This is a genomic window from Tsuneonella mangrovi (assembly GCF_002269345.1).
In the GTDB taxonomy this organism is placed as follows: domain Bacteria; phylum Pseudomonadota; class Alphaproteobacteria; order Sphingomonadales; family Sphingomonadaceae; genus Tsuneonella; species Tsuneonella mangrovi.
In genome coordinates this window covers 2,662,499-2,679,360 of sequence record NZ_CP022889.1, presented here as the reverse complement: position 1 = coordinate 2,679,360, position 16,862 = coordinate 2,662,499, and the positions used below count along the sequence as shown (strand labels likewise).

At 63.5% G+C, this 16,862-nt stretch carries 10 protein-coding genes; 6 read left to right on the top strand and 4 right to left on the bottom strand.

The window, feature by feature from the left end; translation table 11 throughout:
• Nucleotides 1-84 precede the first annotated feature (84 nt).
• The 3 genes from CJO11_RS13055 to CJO11_RS13045 form a co-directional block, all read right to left on the bottom strand.
• Nucleotides 85-1,509 (bottom strand): alpha-amylase family glycosyl hydrolase, encoded by a 1,425-nt coding sequence (locus CJO11_RS13055; protein WP_095013101.1) that lies wholly within the window; start codon nt 1,507-1,509, stop codon nt 85-87.
• A 4-nt stretch (nt 1,510-1,513) separates the two neighbouring features.
• Nucleotides 1,514-3,031 (bottom strand): MFS transporter, encoded by a 1,518-nt coding sequence (locus tag CJO11_RS13050; protein ID WP_095013100.1) that lies wholly within the window; start codon nt 3,029-3,031, stop codon nt 1,514-1,516.
• Nucleotides 3,032-3,140: 109 nt separating this feature from the next.
• On the bottom strand, nt 3,141-4,178 hold the full coding sequence (locus tag CJO11_RS13045; RefSeq protein WP_095013099.1) for a LacI family DNA-binding transcriptional regulator: 1,038 nt from the start codon (nt 4,176-4,178) through the stop codon (nt 3,141-3,143).
• Between the two features lie 332 nt (nt 4,179-4,510).
• On the opposite strand from CJO11_RS13045, the gene CJO11_RS13040 reads away from it, so the two are divergent.
• The 6 genes from CJO11_RS13040 to CJO11_RS13015 all read left to right on the top strand — a co-directional run bounded on the left by CJO11_RS13040 (nt 4,511) and on the right by CJO11_RS13015 (nt 15,837).
• A complete protein-coding gene (locus tag CJO11_RS13040; RefSeq protein ID WP_169829205.1) occupies nt 4,511-7,225 on the top strand; it encodes a TonB-dependent receptor in 2,715 nt (904 codons plus the stop codon).
• Nucleotides 7,226-7,288: 63 nt separating this feature from the next.
• A complete protein-coding gene (locus tag CJO11_RS13035) occupies nt 7,289-8,803 on the top strand; it encodes a tryptophan halogenase family protein (RefSeq protein ID WP_095013097.1) in 1,515 nt (504 codons plus the stop codon).
• Nucleotides 8,800-10,680 (top strand): alpha-amylase family glycosyl hydrolase, encoded by a 1,881-nt coding sequence (locus tag CJO11_RS13030; protein ID WP_095013096.1) that lies wholly within the window; start codon nt 8,800-8,802, stop codon nt 10,678-10,680. Before CJO11_RS13035 ends, CJO11_RS13030 begins: the two co-directional genes overlap by 4 nt.
• Before the next feature lie 5 nt (nt 10,681-10,685).
• Nucleotides 10,686-12,302: an alpha-amylase family glycosyl hydrolase gene (locus CJO11_RS13025; protein ID WP_095013413.1), complete on the top strand. Its 1,617-nt coding sequence runs from the start codon at nt 10,686-10,688 to the stop codon at nt 12,300-12,302.
• Nucleotides 12,299-14,350: a glycoside hydrolase family 97 protein gene (locus CJO11_RS13020; protein WP_095013095.1), complete on the top strand. Its 2,052-nt coding sequence runs from the start codon at nt 12,299-12,301 to the stop codon at nt 14,348-14,350. The genes CJO11_RS13025 and CJO11_RS13020 overlap by 4 nt, the downstream gene beginning before the upstream one ends.
• Nucleotides 14,347-15,837: a tryptophan halogenase family protein gene (locus tag CJO11_RS13015; protein ID WP_095013094.1), complete on the top strand. Its 1,491-nt coding sequence runs from the start codon at nt 14,347-14,349 to the stop codon at nt 15,835-15,837. Before CJO11_RS13020 ends, CJO11_RS13015 begins: the two co-directional genes overlap by 4 nt.
• On the opposite strand, the gene CJO11_RS13010 is transcribed toward CJO11_RS13015, so the two are convergent.
• A complete protein-coding gene (locus CJO11_RS13010; protein WP_095013093.1) occupies nt 15,834-16,859 on the bottom strand; it encodes a LacI family DNA-binding transcriptional regulator in 1,026 nt (341 codons plus the stop codon). The genes CJO11_RS13015 and CJO11_RS13010 overlap by 4 nt on opposite strands.
• Nucleotides 16,860-16,862: the final 3 nt, after the last annotated feature.

The following is a 16,862-nucleotide window of genomic DNA, read 5'->3' as shown; positions in this document are numbered from 1 at the left end:
TCTGCGTGCACACAGAGTGCCTCACGAGAAGGCGGATGGCAAGGTAAACGGGCGGAAACCTGACCGACTGACCCGCAATGGGATTCAATCGCCACGACCGGCGAGTATCGTGTAACCCCACGCCGGCAACAAGACCTTGTAACCGCTGGCGATCGTCACCTCTTGCCCGGTGCGAAATGCGCGGTAGTGCCCCGCACCGTGGGCATCGGTCAGCGCCGCTTCGACCGGCTTGGACGAGAAATTGAACAGCCCGATGACCTTGTTGCCGTCCCTTTCGCGCACCCACGAAAACAGTTGGTGCGGATGGTCGTTGTCGAGCTTGTCCATCTCGCCGCCCCACGGGTTGTTGGCAAGCGCCGAGTTGGCTTTGCGGAACGCGATCAGGTCGTGGAAAAGGCTGCCAAGCTGGCAACCCTTGCCCTGACTCCAGTCGATCGGATCTTTCTCGAAGAACTCCAGCCGCTTGTGGTTGCACGCCTCCTGCCCGTTGTAGATCATTGGCAGGCCTTCGCCGGTGAACGAGAACGCAATCGCAGCAGGCAGCGCGTCACCGAAGTTCTCGTATTGGGTGCCTTCCCACGCGTTGGAATCGTGGTTGGCGATGTAGGTCATGCGCATCGCCTCGCGCGGCCACGCGCTGTCGGCCTCGGCATAGTAGCCATAGAGCGCGGTGGGATCGGCGCGCCCGTGCGCGATATCGACCATCGTGTGGTGCCATTCCCAGGCATAGACCGCGTCGAACGCCGCGCGAGTCATCTCTGGAGTCTTCCACTCGGCGAGCATGAAAACCGGCTTGATCGCATCGAGCCGCGCGCGCTCCTTGTTCCAGAAGTCGATCGGCACGTATCCAGCCACGTCGGCGCGGAACCCGTCGACTCCGTAGTCGCGGACCCACATTTCCATCGCCTTGCCCACGTGTTCGCGAACGCCCGGCTTAGACCAGTCGAGGTCGATGATGTCAGACCAGTCGAGCCACGGGGTCGGCCGGAAATCGCCCTTCCAGTCCTTTTCGTACCAGTCGGGATGCTGGCTCGCCATCGGGTTATCCCACGCGGTGTGGTTGGCCACCCAGTCGAGGATCACGTGGAAGCCCTGCGCGTGCGCTGCATCGACGAAGTGCTTGAAGTCTTCCTTGGTCCCGAATTCCGGATTGACGCTGTAGTAGTCGCGCACCGAATAGGGGCTGCCGAGCGTGCCCTTGCGGTTCTTTATCCCGATGGGGTTGATCGGCATCAGCCACAGCACGTTGACGCCCAGCGCCTTGAGCCGGGGCAGCTGCGCTTCAGCGGCGCGGAACGTGCCCTCGGGCGTGAACTGGCGGGTGTTGATCTGGTAGAGCACCGCTTCCTTCGCCCAGTCCGGGTGCTTGATCGTGACGTAGGGATCGGGCTGCCAGACGGTAGCATAATCGCTGTCCGCTGCCGGTTCGGCAGGTTTATTGGTCATCGCCCATGCCGCGGTGGCGGAGGCAAGCGCGAGTGCGCCCATCACGGCAGCGTAGCGGCGCATTGGTCTATCCTTTCGAGGGAGCGGGAATCGCGGCTGCAACTCGCTGCATCGCGACGGCTGCGATCAGCCAGCTGGCGGCGGCAAACAGCATCGTCCACACCGGCTGGCCGGGGAAGAAAGCCTGCATGACCGATCCCATCACCGTCGCGACGAGCAGCTGCGGTATCACGATGAAGATATTGAACAGGCCCATGTAGATGCCGAGCTTCGCCTGCGGCAGGTTGCTGGCCAGGATCGCATAGGGCATCGCGAGGATGCTCGCCCAGGCGATACCGATGCCGACCTCGGCGATCAGCAACACATCGGCGTTGCGCACGAAGAAGAACATTGCAAAGCCTAGTGCGCCCAGCGACAGGCTGATCGAGTGCGTGGTGACCTGCCCGAACTTGCGGCTGAGCCACGGCAGCAGTGCAAGCGCAGCGACTGCCGCCACGCCGTTGTAGACTGTGAACAGCACGTTCACCCAACTCGCCCCGTCGTTATAGGCAACGCTGGTCGTGTCGCTCGATCCGAAGACGTATTGTGTCACTACCGGAGTGGTGTTGATCCACATGATGAACAGCGCGCTCCAGCTGAAAAACTGGACCAGCGCAAGCCGCTTCATCACCGGTGGCATCCCGGAAAAATCGCCGACGATGCTCGCCAGCATCCCGCTGGTGCGGCCCTGCCGCGCAAGCCAGATGGCGATGGCGCTGAGTACGCCGTAGAGCGCGAGCAATCCGCCGAGCAGGTACACTTCCTTCTGCAACCCGAGTTCATCGACCAGCCCGGCCACGATCACGCCCAGCACGATCCACATCGCACTCGACAGATAGCTCTTGGCCGCCAGCGCGCGGACAGGCTGTTCGATCGCCTCTTCAGGCGCAGCCTCGGCAAACGCTGCCTGCTCTTCCGGGCTGTATTCCTTCGTGGTTACGACGGTCCACAGCACCGCGAATAGCAACGCACCGCTGCCCGCCCAGAAACTCCACTTCACGGTATCCGGAAGGCCCCCGCCCGACGCGACGTTGGCAACCCCAAGATGTTCGAGCAGCCAGGGGAAGATCGATCCGACCACCGCGCCCGCGCCGATAAAGGCGGTTTGCACGGCATATCCAGCGCTGTGCTGGTCGGTACGCAGCATATCGCCGACGAATGCACGAAAAGGCTCCATCGAGATGTTGAGGCTGGCATCGAGAACCCACAGCATCGTCGCGGCAAACACCAGCGGTAAGCCGATATGCGGGGCCAGCGGCATCACGAACAACGCGAATGCGGCGAACAATGCGCCGGTCAGGAAATACGGGCGGCGACGACCCAGCCGTGTCCAGGTCCGGTCGCTCATATGGCCGATAATCGGTTGCACGATCAGCCCGGTCAGCGGTGCAGCGACCCATAGCGCGGGCAGGCTGTCCATGCTCGCGCCGAGCGTCTGGAAGACCCGACTCATATTGGCATTCTGCAACGCGAACCCGATCTGGATCCCGAAGAAGCCGAAGCTGATGTTCCACAGGCCCCAAAAGCCCTGGCGCGGTTTTTCCATCGCGCGAATTCCTCTCACCCCGTTGACTTGAACGGACTTGCGCCGCTCTTCGTTGCCTATGGCTGGCAGCAAAGCGGGCCGGTCACAAGCCGCATACGAATGTAGCGGGTCAGGCGCTGCCCGAACTGTCGCGCACAACCAGCCGGGTCGGCAATCGCGTATCGGGTCCGTCGCGCTCCTCGATCTGCGCCAGCAGCGTCTCGACCAGGCGCTCACCGGCACCCCTGACGTCCTGCATCACCGTGGTGAGTGGCGGACGGGTCAAACTGGCGGCGGGGATGTCGTCGAACCCGACCACCGCTACGTCGCCCGGGATCGAGCGCCCTGCCTCGCCCAGCGCGCGCATCGCGCCGATAGCAATCAGGTCGCTCGCGGCAAAGATCGCGTCGAACTGCGCGCCCGAGCCGATCAAATCCTTCGCGGCGGCATAGCCTGCGGCTTCGGTAGTGATCGCATCGCGGCACAGTTTGGGGTCGGGCTCGATCCCAGCCGCCCGGAGCGCATCGCATAATCCCTGATAGCGGGCGGCGAATTCCGGGTAGTGTTCGTCGGAATGACCAAGGAACGCGATCCGCTTGCGACCGCGTTCGATCAGGTGCTCGCCCGCCGTTCTCCCGGCACCGTGGTTGTCCGAACCGATCGTCACCCCGGTGTCGTCGCTTGAGACCGAGCCCCAGCGCGCGAAGTGGGTTCCCTGGCGGTGCAACTGGTCGAGCCGTTCCTCGTAGAGCGTGTAGTCGCCATATCCGAGCAGGATCAGCCCGTCGGCGCGGTGGCTGTCCTGGTATTGGACGTGCCAGTCATCCTCCATCCGCTGGAACGAGATCAGCAGATCCAGCCCGCGATTGGCGCAGGCCCGAGTGATCGATCCCAGCATCGCCAGGAAGAACGGGTTGATCATGCTTTCGTCGGGCGTGGGGTCTTCGAAGAACAGCAGCGCGATCGTGTTCGAGCGCTGCGAGCGCAGCGAGCTGGCGTTCTTGTCGACGGTGTAATTGAGCTCGCGCGCGATTTTCTCGATCTTTTCGCGGGTAGCTTGGCTCACCGCCCGGTCGCCACGCAGCGCCCGGCTGACAGTCGGCTGCGAGACCCCCGCCAGATAGGCGATGTCGAAGCTCGTCGGCCTTCCCGTTGGCGCCCGCCCCATGTTTTCTCTCCAGGCTGACGGCGCAAACCGCGTCAAGCGCGCCATCTCGCACGCCCGTCTCTAAACCCTGGCGAACAAGGTGACAAACCGGGCAGGCATGCTGCGACGGGTAGTTCCAGCAGGTGCATCATTTGTGCAACATTTGTGCAACATCGCCCGCGCGCGCATCGCATGCGTATACGTATGCTATCTATCTTCCCGCCCGCCGACCTCCCTATTCGTAGTGTGTGCATGGCAGACCCGGCCAAAGTCCGGAAGCTGCCTGAGGATGAGGATCTGCCGGAAAGCGGGACATGGAAAGTCCCCGGCCCGGCGCAAACAGAGGGACTACCATGGCAATTCGCAGCAAGCTTGCTGGCGGGATCAGTGCAACCGCCTTCATCGTCGCCGGCCTGACGGTCAATCCGGCAATCGCCGCCGCGCAGGACGCGACGACCGCAACCACGGACCAGAGCCAGAACCAGGACGCGAACGACGTCGATACAGGTCAGGTCATCATCGTCACCGGGTTCGCAGCCTCGCTGCGCAGCGCGACGGTCAAGAAGAAGAACGCCGACGTGGTCGTTGAATCGGTCAGTGCCGAAGACATCGGGAAGCTGCCCGACAACGGCATTGGCGAATCGATCGCCCGCTTGCCCGGCGTTTCGGCCCAGCGTTCGGCCGGTCGTGCGAACATCATCTCGATCCGCGGCTTCGGCCCGGATTTCTCGACCACTACGCTCAACGGTCGCGAGCAGACCACAACCAACGACAGCCGTGCGGTCGAGTTCGACCAGTATCCGTCGGAAATCCTTTCCGGCGTCGATGTCTACAAGACCGCCGAAGCAGACCGTACCGCAGGCGGCCTCGTCGGTTCGATCGACCTGCGCACGATTCGCCCGCTCGATGCCAACAAGAAGATCCTCGCGATCGGCGCACGCGGCACTTATGTCGACCAGAAGCTCCAGCCGGGAACCAGCGACACCGGCTACCGCGTTTACGGCACCTATGTCGACCAGTTCGCCGACGACACGCTGGGCGTAGCGCTGTCGGCGGCCTACACCGACGAACCGTATCAGACCCGCGACTGGAACGCCTGGGGCTACGACCAGTATGGCCCCAACCAGTACGGCATGAGCGGCATCAAAACCTGGTTCGAATCCGACAAGCTCAAGAGACTGGGCGTCAATGGAACCATCCAGTACAAGCCCTCGGACACGATCGAGGTCACCCTCGATGGATTCTACTCGCACTTCGTCGACCGGATCGACCAGCGCGGCTTCGAAATGCCGATCCTCTACGGCGCGGGCGGTTCGACTGTTACCGCTTACACGGCTGGTCCGATCCCGGGCTACACTGCTGAGCTCGTCGATTCGGCTACCGTGACCGGCAAGCCTGTGATCGAAAACTACGCCAACGACCGCGTGGCTGATCAGTATTCTTTTGCCGGTAACCTCAAGTGGGACAACGACAGCGGCACCCGCGCTATGATCGACCTCAGCTGGTCGCGTACCGATCGTCACGACGACCGTCTCGAAACGACCGCTGGCCTTGGCCGCAACCTGGCCAACCCCACGGGCACGCTGACCTACCAGATGACCGATCATGGTCCGGAATTCACTTCGACTTACGACGGTGCCAGCTCGGCGCTGGTGCTGACCGATGTCGAAGGGTGGTCCGGATCGCCGGTTCAGGCCGGCTACGACAAGATCCGCAAGAGCAAGGACGACCTCAAGGAACTGCGCGCCGAGCTCGAGCATGACATCGATTTCGCGTTCGTGAAGTCGGTCAAGATCGGCGTCGACCATACCTACCGCCAGAAGTCGCTGACTCAGGACGAAGCGTTCCTCTCGCCGCCCAACGGCGCAGACACCGCGGCAATCCCCAGCAACCTGATCCTGGCGCCTGTCACGCTCGATCGCGGCCTCGGACAGATACTGGCTTACGACCCGCGCGTCCTCGTGGCGCAAGGGGTGCTGGACTACCTGCCGAACCCGTACGGCGCATCGCAGGCGTATGACGTCACCGAAGACGTGTGGACGCCTTATGTGATGGCCAAGATCGACAGCGATCTGGGCAACGGCAACTCGGTGACCGGCAACTTCGGCGTCCAGGCGATCCATACTTCGACTTCGTCGGCCGGGGCAGTCAATCCGACCGTCAAGGACAACTACTGGATGATCCTGCCGAGCATGAACGTGGCGTTCCGCAGCGCGGACGACTTGGTTCTACGCTTCGCCGTTTCGAAGGAAATGATGCGTCCGCGCCTCAATCAGATGAACAACATTGTCGGGTTCGGCGTCGACCAGACGCGCAACCCCCCGATCTACGTCGGTGGTGGCGGCAACCCGTTGCTTCGTCCGTACCAAGCGTGGGCATTCGACATGAATGTCGAAAAGTACTTTGGAAACAAGGGCTACCTGGCTGTCCAGGCGTTCTACAAGACACTGACGACGTACATCGATCCGTCGGGCTTCGACTTTGCCTACGACTATTCGCCCTACCCGACTCCTCCCGGTATCGTGCCGACCTCGCCAATCGGCCAGTTCAGCGGCCCGGTTAACACCAAGGGCGGATACCTGATGGGTCTTGAAGTGGCCGGCACCCTGCCGTTCGAGCTGATCACTCCGGCGCTTTCCGGGTTCGGCCTGACGGGTGGTGCAGGCTACACTGAAACGAAGGCGACCGATTACCTCGGCAACAGGACTGCGATCCCCGGTTACTCCAAGTGGGTCGGCAGCCTTACCGCGTACTACGAGAAGGGCGGGTTCAACCTGCGTGGCTCGATGCGCTATCGCAGCGGCTTCCTCGGCGACTTCGCGCTGTTTAGCGGTGGTCTCGATCGCCAGTACGTGCTGCCCGAAACGGTCTACGATGCTCAGATCGGCTACGACTTCCCGGACAGCTCGACGCTGCACGGCCTGTCGCTCTACATCCAGGGTCAGAACCTCACCGACCAGCGTTCGGCCACACTGGCCCAGGTCGGAGGGGAACAGGTCCCGGGCGCTTGGTTGAAGTACCAGACCTACGGTCGCCGCGTCGTCGCAGGCTTCACCTACAAGTTCTAGGAATGAGGCGAGGCACCCGATCGGTTTGACCGGTCGGGTGCACCGGTTCACTGAACTTGCGTCATGAACAGGCCCGCTCCTCTTGAGATAGTCGTCGCCGGCGGTGGTACCGCCGGATGGATGGCTGCTGCCGTGCTCTCCAGGTTTGTCGGCGAGGCGGCTTCGATCACGCTTGTCGAATCCGATGCGATTGGCACGGTCGGCGTAGGCGAAGCCACGATCCCGCAGATCCACAACCTGATAATCGGGCTAGGGATCGACCAGGCCGAATTCATGCGGGCGACCAACGCCAGCTTCAAGCTGGGGATTGAGTTCGCCGGTTGGTTGAAACCTGGCGAGAGCTACATTCACAGCTTCGGTTATGTCGGGCGCGGGGTCGGGCTTATCCCGTTCCGTCAGTTGTGGTTGAGGGGGCGTTCTCTCGGCGTCGCGGGGGACTATGGCGAATACAGCTACAACGTTGCCGCGGCCCGTGCCGGACGGTTCGCCAAGGGCGCCAATGGGCCGAACCAGCCCGAACTGGCTTATGCCTATCACTTTGACGCCACATTGTTGGCGAAGCTCCTCCGCGGCTATGCCGAGGAACGCGGCGTGGTCCGCGTCGAAGGCATGATCGAACAGGTCGAGCGCGATCCCGCTAGCGGGAATATCAATGCGCTCAAACTTAACGGCGATCGCCACGTCGCCGGACAGCTGTTCATCGATTGCACCGGGTTCCGCAGCCTTTTGCTCGGCGATACGCTGGGCGTTCCGTTCGAGGACTGGACCCACTGGCTGCCGTGCGACACCGCGGTGGCTGTTCCGAGCGACGGCGGCGGGCAGTTCCGGCCCTACACCCAATCGCTTGCCCGCCCGGCTGGTTGGCAATGGCGCATCCCGTTGCAGCACCGCACCGGTAACGGCCACGTGTTCTGCTCGCAATTCATGTCGGTCGACGAAGCGTCGACCCTGTTGCTCGCCAATCTCGAGGGCGAGGCTCTTGCCGATCCGCGCCCGATCCGCTTTACCACCGGCCATCGCCGGGAATTCTGGTCGCATAACTGCGTTGCGCTGGGGCTCGCCGCCGGGTTCATGGAGCCGCTCGAGTCGACCTCGATTCACCTGGTGCAGTCAGCGCTCGACCGACTGCTCAAGCTGTTGCCCAACGACCTGACAGACCTCTCCACAGCACGGGCGATGTTCAACCGCCTGTCCAACGGTGAATGGGCGCGCATCCGCGATTTCCTGATCCTGCACTACGTCGCCAACGCACGTGAAGGCGAGCCGTTCTGGGATCACTGCCGCGCAATCGAAATCCCCGAGACACTTGCCGAGAAAATGGCGCTGTTCGCAGAGTCCGGATTGCTGGTTCGCGAAGAGGATGAGCTGTTCCTCGACGACAGCTGGGGACAGGTGATGATCGGACAGGGCCTTGAGCCGCGCAACTATTCGCCGCTTGCCGACAACGTTCCGGGGGAAGACATCGGGCCGTTCCTGGCGAGCCTTGCCAAATCCACCAAGACACGCGCCCAGGCGATCCCGACGCATCGCGACTTCATCAACCAGATGCTCGGCTGTGCCGGAGAAGTGACCCAATGATCCGCCGTTTCGCTGCCTGCGCCTTGCCAACCCTCGCGCTTGCCATTGCCGCCCTGCCCGGCTGCGCCGCCGCGCAATCGGGGCCGGCATCGGGCATCACCGCCGACGACGATGCGAAGCAGGTGCTGGCCGACCTGCGCGCGCGCGTTCCCTCGCAGGAAGTGATCTATTTCGTGTTGCCCGACCGTTTCGAAGACGGCGATCCTTCGAACGACCGCGGAGGCCTCTCCGGCGGCCGGCTCAAGACCGGCTACGACCCGACCAGCAAGGGTTTCTTCCACGGCGGCGACCTGAAGGGGCTGACCGAAAAGCTGCCCTACCTTCAGGATATGGGCATCACCGCGATCTGGTTCGCGCCGATCTTCCAGAACAAGGTGGTCCAGGGCAATCCGGGTGACGAAAGTGCCGGCTATCACGGATACTGGGTGACCGACTTCACCCGGCCCGACAGCCACTTCGGCACCAAGGCTGATTTCAAGGCGTTCGTCGATGCGGCTCACGCGCGCGGGATGAAGGTCTACATGGACATCATCACCAACCACACCGCCGACGTAATCCGCTACCGGGACGGCGACGCCAACGACTACAAGTATCGCAGCCGCGGCGACTTCCCCTATTCGCGGGAAGGCGGATTGGATGGAAAGCCGATCAATCCCGGCTTCATGGGCGACACGATCTCGACGCCCGAGAACTTCGCGCACCTGACCAATCCCGACTGGGCTTACAAGCCGTACGTCCCGGCGGACGAGAAGAACATCAAGGTCCCTGCCTGGCTCAACAATCCGATCTACTACCACAACCGCGGCAACAGCACGTTCACCGGCGAAGACAGCCGGTTCGGAGATTTTTCCGGGCTTGACGACCTGTTCACCGAGAACCCGTTCGTCCGCCAGGGGATGATCGACATCTACTCAAAGTGGATCGACGATTACGGGATAGACGGGTTCCGTATCGACACCGCGCGGCACGTCGATCCCGGCTTCTGGCAGGTGTTCGTGCCCGCGATCATGGCCGACGCGCACAAGCACGGCATCCCCAACTTCACGATGTTCGGCGAGGTCTACAAGGACGTGCCCGATAACGGCTACATCGCGCAGTACACTCGCCGCGACAAATTACCCGCCGTGCTCGATTTTGCGTTCCAGGCGGCGATGCGCGACATCCTTGGCCGCAACCAGGGTACAGTGGTGCTGGCGCACATGTTCGACGGCGACGTGCTCTACCAGGGCGGCGAGAAAGCGGCGCTCAACCTGCCCACGTTCCTCGGCAATCACGACATGGGTCGGTTCTCCACGCTCATCAAGCATGACATGCCCGACATCTCGCAAGACGAGCTGCTCAAGCGCGTGATGCTGGGGCACGCTATGCTGCTGACGCTTCGCGGCGCGCCGGTGATCTATTACGGCGACGAGCAAGGCTTTGTCGGCGGAGGTGGCGACCAGTTGGCGCGCGAGGACATGTTCCCGTCGAAAACGGCTGTCTACAACAGCGAAAATCTGATCGGCACCGATGCTACAACAGCCAACGCCAACTTCGACGAAAGCCATCCGCTCTACCGCCTGATCGCCCAGCTTTCGGCTCTCCGGCGTGCACACCCCGCGCTGACTCTCGGGCTGCAGAAAGTCCGCCACTACGAACAGACCCCCGGCGTTTTCGCTGCGAGCCGGTTCGATCCCGAGACCGGGAACGAAATCGTGCTGGCGTTCAATACGACTGGCAAACCGCGCAGCGCGAACGTCGTGGTCGGCTACGACGCGCGTACGTTCAATACTCTCTCGGGCACGTGTCCCGCGAAAGTATCCGCGCCGGGCAGCGCGAAGTTCGACCTGCCTGCGTTCGGCTGGGCGGTCTGCCAGGTCAGCGAGACCACCGAGTGAACCGCATGGAAAGCCTTGCCTCTGGCGATCAGGCCGGCGCAGCATTGCCGTGGTGGAAAGGCGCGTCGATCTACCAGATCTACCCGCGCAGCTTCATGGACGCGAACGGCGACGGGATCGGCGACCTTCCCGGAATCACCAGCCGGCTCGACTATGTCTCAAAGCTCGGGGTCGATGCGATCTGGATCAGCCCGTTCTTTACCAGTCCGATGAAGGACTTCGGCTACGACGTGGCCGATTACTGCGATGTCGATCCGATTTTCGGAACCCTTTCGGACTTCGATGCTTTGATTGCCCGGGCCCACGAGCTTGGGCTCAAGGTGCTGATTGACCAAGTTTATTCGCACACCTCGGACGAACATCCGTGGTTTGCCGCCAGCCGCGCAGACAGAACCGGTCCCAAGAATGAGTGGTATGTCTGGGCGGATGCCAAGCCCGACGGGTCGCCGCCGTCGAACTGGCAGTCCGTGTTCGGGGGTCCTGCGTGGACGTGGGATGCCCGACGCGGACAGTATTACCTGCACAACTTCCTCGCCGCCCAACCGCAACTCAACATGCACAATGCGGCGGTGCAGGACGCCGTGCTGGGGGTGATGCGGTTCTGGCTCGAGAAGGGAGTCGACGGGTTCCGCATCGACGCACTCAACTTCGCGATGCACGACCCCGCGCTGACCGACAATCCTCCCGCCCCGCCAAGCGATCGGCCGCGCAGTCGGCCGTTCGATTTCCAGCTCAAGAAATACAACCAATCGCATCCCGGCATTCCCGGCTTCATCGAGCGGATCCGGGCGCTGACCGACGAGTTCGGTGCGGTGTTCACGGTTGCAGAAGTCGGCGGGCAGGAAGCCGAAGCGGAAATGAAGGCGTTCACCGCTGGTGAAACGCACCTCAATTCGGCCTACGGGTTCAACTTCCTCTATGCCGATCGCCTGAGTTCGCAACTCGTCTGCGCGGCGCTGGCCGAATGGCCCGACGAACCGGGCATCGGCTGGCCGAGCTGGGCGTTCGAGAACCACGACGCACCACGCGCCCTCAGCCGTTGGTGCTCGCCCGCGCAGCGCGAGCCGTTCGCGCGGCTCAAGGCGCTTCTGCTGATGGTGCTGCGCGGCAACGCGATCATCTACCAGGGCGAAGAGCTCGGCCTGACGCAGGTCGATATCCCGTTCGAGCAGTTGCACGATCCCGAAGCGATCGCCAACTGGCCGCTGACGTTGAGCCGTGACGGCGCGCGAACGCCGATGCCATGGATCGCCGATGCGCCGGACGCCGGATTCGGCTCGACCAGCCCATGGCTGCCCGTCGGGGCCGAAAACGCCGGGCGCGCGGTCGACGTGCAGGACGCCGATCCGGCTTCGCTGCTGGCGCATACCCGCGCGATGCTCGCACTGCGCAATGCCTACCCCGCCCTGCATCATGGATCGGTGAGCCAGTGTCGCGCTGACGGCGAGCTGCTGGTCCTCGAGCGCCAGGCGGTTGGCGAAACCGTCCGGGTGCTGGCCAACTTCGGCGACCAGTCGCTCGACATCGCGGACGCGGATGCGTCCGGCGAGGTTATCGCGGCGATCAACGGCGCGACCGCAACCGTCCTTCCCGCATTTGCCGCCCTGGTGACCCGCTCATGACCATTGCCCGCCTTATCGCGGCGTTCCTCGCCTCGTTCCTGTTCGTTTCGGTCGCCCATGCCGCGAGTGTGACTTCGCCCGATGGCAAGATCGTCGTGACGGTCGATGTCGATGGCGAAGGCGTGCCGTATTACACCGTCGATCATGACGGGAAGCACGTGCTGCTGAAATCGCAGTTGGGCTTCGATTTCACCGACGAGAATCCGATGCGCCGCGGGTTCAAGGTGGTCGGCGAGACGACCGATAGCGCCGACACTCGCTGGGAGCAGCCGTGGGGCGAGCGGCAGTGGATCGCCGACAACCACAACGAACTCGCGGTTACATTCGAGCAAGGCGATGCAGACCACCGCCGCTTCACCATGCGCGTGCGCGCGTTCGACGACGGGATCGGGTTTCGCCTCGAATTCCCCGGCCGCGCCAACAAGCCGGTCACCCGGATTGCGCAGGAACTGACCGAGTTCAATCTTGCCGAAGACGGCACCGCGTGGTCGATTCCCGGCGGCGACTGGAACCGTTACGAATACATCTATTCGAAGACCCCGATCAGTGCGCTCAGCCAGGTGCATACGCCGGTGACGATGAAGCTGGCCGACGGAACTTACCTGTCGTTCCACGAAGCCGCGCTGGTCGACTATTCGGGCTACCGGCTGTGGCGGGTCGACGGGCTGCGCTTCCGCACCGAGCTGGCACCCTCGTCGCGCGGCGCGAAGGTCGTGCGCACCGGGGCGTTCCACACCCCGTGGCGTACCGTACTTATCGCCGACAGCCCGAGGGGCCTGTTCGAGAGCAACATCGAATTGAACCTCAATGAACCCAACAAGCTCGGCGATGTGAGCTGGGTCCACCCTCAAAAGTTCATCGGCATCTGGTGGGACATGCACCTCAACCACTGGACCTGGAACAGCGGGCCGAACCACGGCGCGACGACCGAACACACCAAGGAATATATCGATTTCGCCGCCAAGCACGGCTTCCGCGGCGTGCTGGTCGAAGGCTGGAACAAGGGTTGGGACGGCGTCTGGTTCGGCAACGGCCGCGAATTCAGCTTTACCGAGGCTTATCCCGACTACGACCTCAAGGCAGTGACCGATTATGCCCGCAAGAAAGGCGTCCACATCATCGGGCATGACGAGACCGGCGGCAACATCGCCAATTTCGAAGCGCAGATGGATGCTTCGTTCGCGATGGACCAGAAGCTCGGCATCGAAGCGGTCAAGACCGGCTATGTCGCCGATGCCGGCGGGCTGATCAGCTGCAACGCGGACATCCACGATCCATGCAAGGGTGAGGTGTTCGAATGGCACGATGGCCAGCGTTCGGCCCAGCACCATATCGCTGTCGCGCTCGATGCAGCGAAGTACCACGTCTCGATCGATGCGCACGAGCCGATCAAGGACACCGGCCTCCGCCGCACCTACCCCAACCTCGTTGCCCGCGAAGGTGCGCGCGGAGCGGAATACGACGCGTGGGGCGTGCCCAAGAACCCGCCGAGCCACGTGCCGACGCTGGTGTTCACCCGGCTGCTTTCCGGGCCGATGGATTACACCCCGGGCGTGCTGTCGCTGGTCGGGCGCGACAATACCCCGATCCCCTCCACCATCGCGCGCCAACTGGCCTACTACGTGGTGATCTATTCGCCGCTGCAGATGGCCGCCGACACGATCGAGAACTTGGCCAAGTATCCAAAGGAGCTGGCGTTCATCGAGCAAGTCCCGGTCGACTGGTCGCAAAGCCTGCTGCTCGACGGCAAGATCGGCGAATACGCGGTGATCGCCCGCAAGGACCGAAATTCCGATGCGTGGTATATCGGCGGCGTGACCGATTCGACGCCCCGCGCCCCTGCCGTCAGCCTCGATTTCCTCGATCCCGGTCGCACCTATACTGCGAAGATCTGGCGCGACGGCGATGGCGCTGACGGACTGGGGAGCCAGGATGCCAAGCACCGCATCGCCATCGAAACCCGGACAGTGAAGGAGGGCGACACGCTGGCGATCCCGATGGCAGCCGCCGGTGGCTACGCAGTGGCGATCGTCCCGGCGAAGAAATGAGCGAACCCACCCCGCCCCGGGTCGTCATCCTTGGCGGCGGAAGCGCGGGGTGGATCACTGCTTGCCTTATCCACCAGGCCTGGGGGCCGAAAGGCGGCAGCGTCACCCTGGTTGAGAGCCCGCAGATCGGAATCATCGGTGTGGGCGAAGGCTCCACCCCGCAGCTCAAGGCGATGTTCGACCATCTCGGGATTGCCGAAAGCGAGTGGATGGCGGCCTGCGATGCGACATACAAGCTCGGCATCCGCTTCACCGGGTGGAGCGAACGGCCCGGATTCGAGAGCTATTTCCACCCTTTCCCCGGCCCGGTCGACCTGCATACCGAACCCGGCTTCACCCACGCCTGCGCGCTTGCACGGCGCGGGTTCGACGTGCCGACCCGGCCCGACGACTGGTTCCTTGCCGCAAAGCTGGCGGAAGATCGGAAAGTGCCGCATCCGGCATCGAACTTCCCGTTCGCGCCGAGCTATGGCTATCATTTCGATGCCCACAAGCTCGGCGGATTCCTGTGCGAGTGGGTGGTGCCGCAAGGCGTCACGCACCTCGAGCACAAGGTCGAGCACGTCGAGCTGGCGGATAATGGCGACGTCGCAGCGCTGGTGTGCGAGGGCGGCAAACGGATCGAAGGGGACCTGTTCGTCGATTGCTCGGGCTTTGCCGGGGTGTTGGCACAAAAGGCACTTGGCTCACGGTTCATCCCGTTTGCCGAAAACCTGTTCAACGATCGTGCGGTGGTGATGCCGACCGCGCACGATGGCCCGGTTACTCCGCAGACCGAAAGCATCGCGATGCGCGCTGGGTGGCGCTGGAAGATCCCGCTGACGACACGGGTGGGCAATGGATACGTCTATTCCTCAGCGCACATTTCCGACGACGAGGCCGAGGTCGAGCTGCGTGCCGCGTGTGGCAGCGAAGCCGAAGCACGGGTGCTCAAGATGCGTGTGGGCCGGGTCGAGCACAGCTGGACACGCAATTGCCTCGCCACCGGGCTCAGCCAAGGGTTTATCGAGCCGCTCGAAGCGACCGCGCTGCATATCGTGGTGTTTACCGCGTTCGAATTCATTCACGCATACGAAAGCGGCGGGTTCACCGCGCAGCACCGCGACGCATTCAACGAACGCACCGCCGCCCGCTATGACGGAATACGCGATTACATCGTCGCGCATTACCGGATGAACCAGCGGACCGACACGCCCTACTGGCGCGAGAACGCCGTCAACCAGAACCTGTCCGACGGCCTCAAGGCGATGATGACGGCGTGGTTCACGCAAGGCGATATCGGGCAGGCCAACTATCAGGCCTATGGAGAGCAGCCGGCCTATCCCGCGATGAGCTGGCACGCACTTCTTGCCGGATACGGGACGTTTCCGCCGCCCGAGAAGTTCCAGCCGCTACCCGAAGGCGTGCCCGATGGCGATCCGGCGGGTGTTACCGCGCTGCTCGAAGCGTGCGCGACGAATTTCCCGGACTACGACCCGCTCGGCTAGCGTTTCGCCGGGCGTACGCTGCCGCGCTCGACCAGCCGCACCGGCACCCGGCGCGGCACTTCGGGCAATTCGTCTTCATCGCCGCAAACATGGGCGACCAGCACCCTGCCCGCTTCGGCGAAGTCCGGCTCGATCGTGGTGAGCGGGGGATGCGCGTGCTCGCCAGCGGCGAGCCCGTCGAACCCGACGACTCCGACATCGTCCGGCACGATGATTCCGTCACGCCCGAGCTGCTCGAGCACGCCAAGTGCAAGCGCGTCGTTCGCGGCGAAGATGCCGTCGGGTCGATCGCGCTGCGCCAGCAAATCCGCCGCCGCCCTGCGACCCGCTTCGACCCGGTCGTCACCGTCAGCGCGATACGGCTCGGCCGGTTCCAAGCCTGCCGCCACCAGCGCATCGCGATAGCCTGCGTACCGTTCGGCGAACTGCGGGTGGATCGCATCGACCGTGCCGACGAATGCGATCCGCCGATAGCCAGCCGCCAGCAACCGCTCGACCGCGATCCGCGCGCCGGCGCGATTTTCCGCACGTACCCAGCGCCCGTCGTCAAACGGTGCCCCCCAGAACACGCACGGGCCCTGCGGCCCTGCCTCTTCGAGGTCGGCCCACGCGGCGCGGTTGACGCTCGTGCCCATCACCACCAGCCCGTCGGCCTGACCGCTGGCGACGAAATTCCACGAATAGTGCTCGTCTTCGGACTGGAACGAAACCAGCGACTGGTACCCGCGATCGGCGGCGGCAGCGCAGGTGCTGCCGAGAAGCGCGTAGTGGAAGGCGCTCACCCGCGTCGGGTCGTAGCCGCTGCGCCCGACGACCACGATCGCCAGCGTACCCGTCCGCCCGCTACGCAATCGTGCCGCACGCGCATCGATGTGATAACCTAGGTCGCGCGCGGCCTGCTCCACCCGCATCCGTGTCTCGGGCGTGATCGCGGGCGAACCGGCAAGCGCACGGCTGACGGTCGACTGGCTGACGCCTGCCGCTTCCGCAACGTCGATCGAAGTTACCCGGCCCCGCCCCATCAC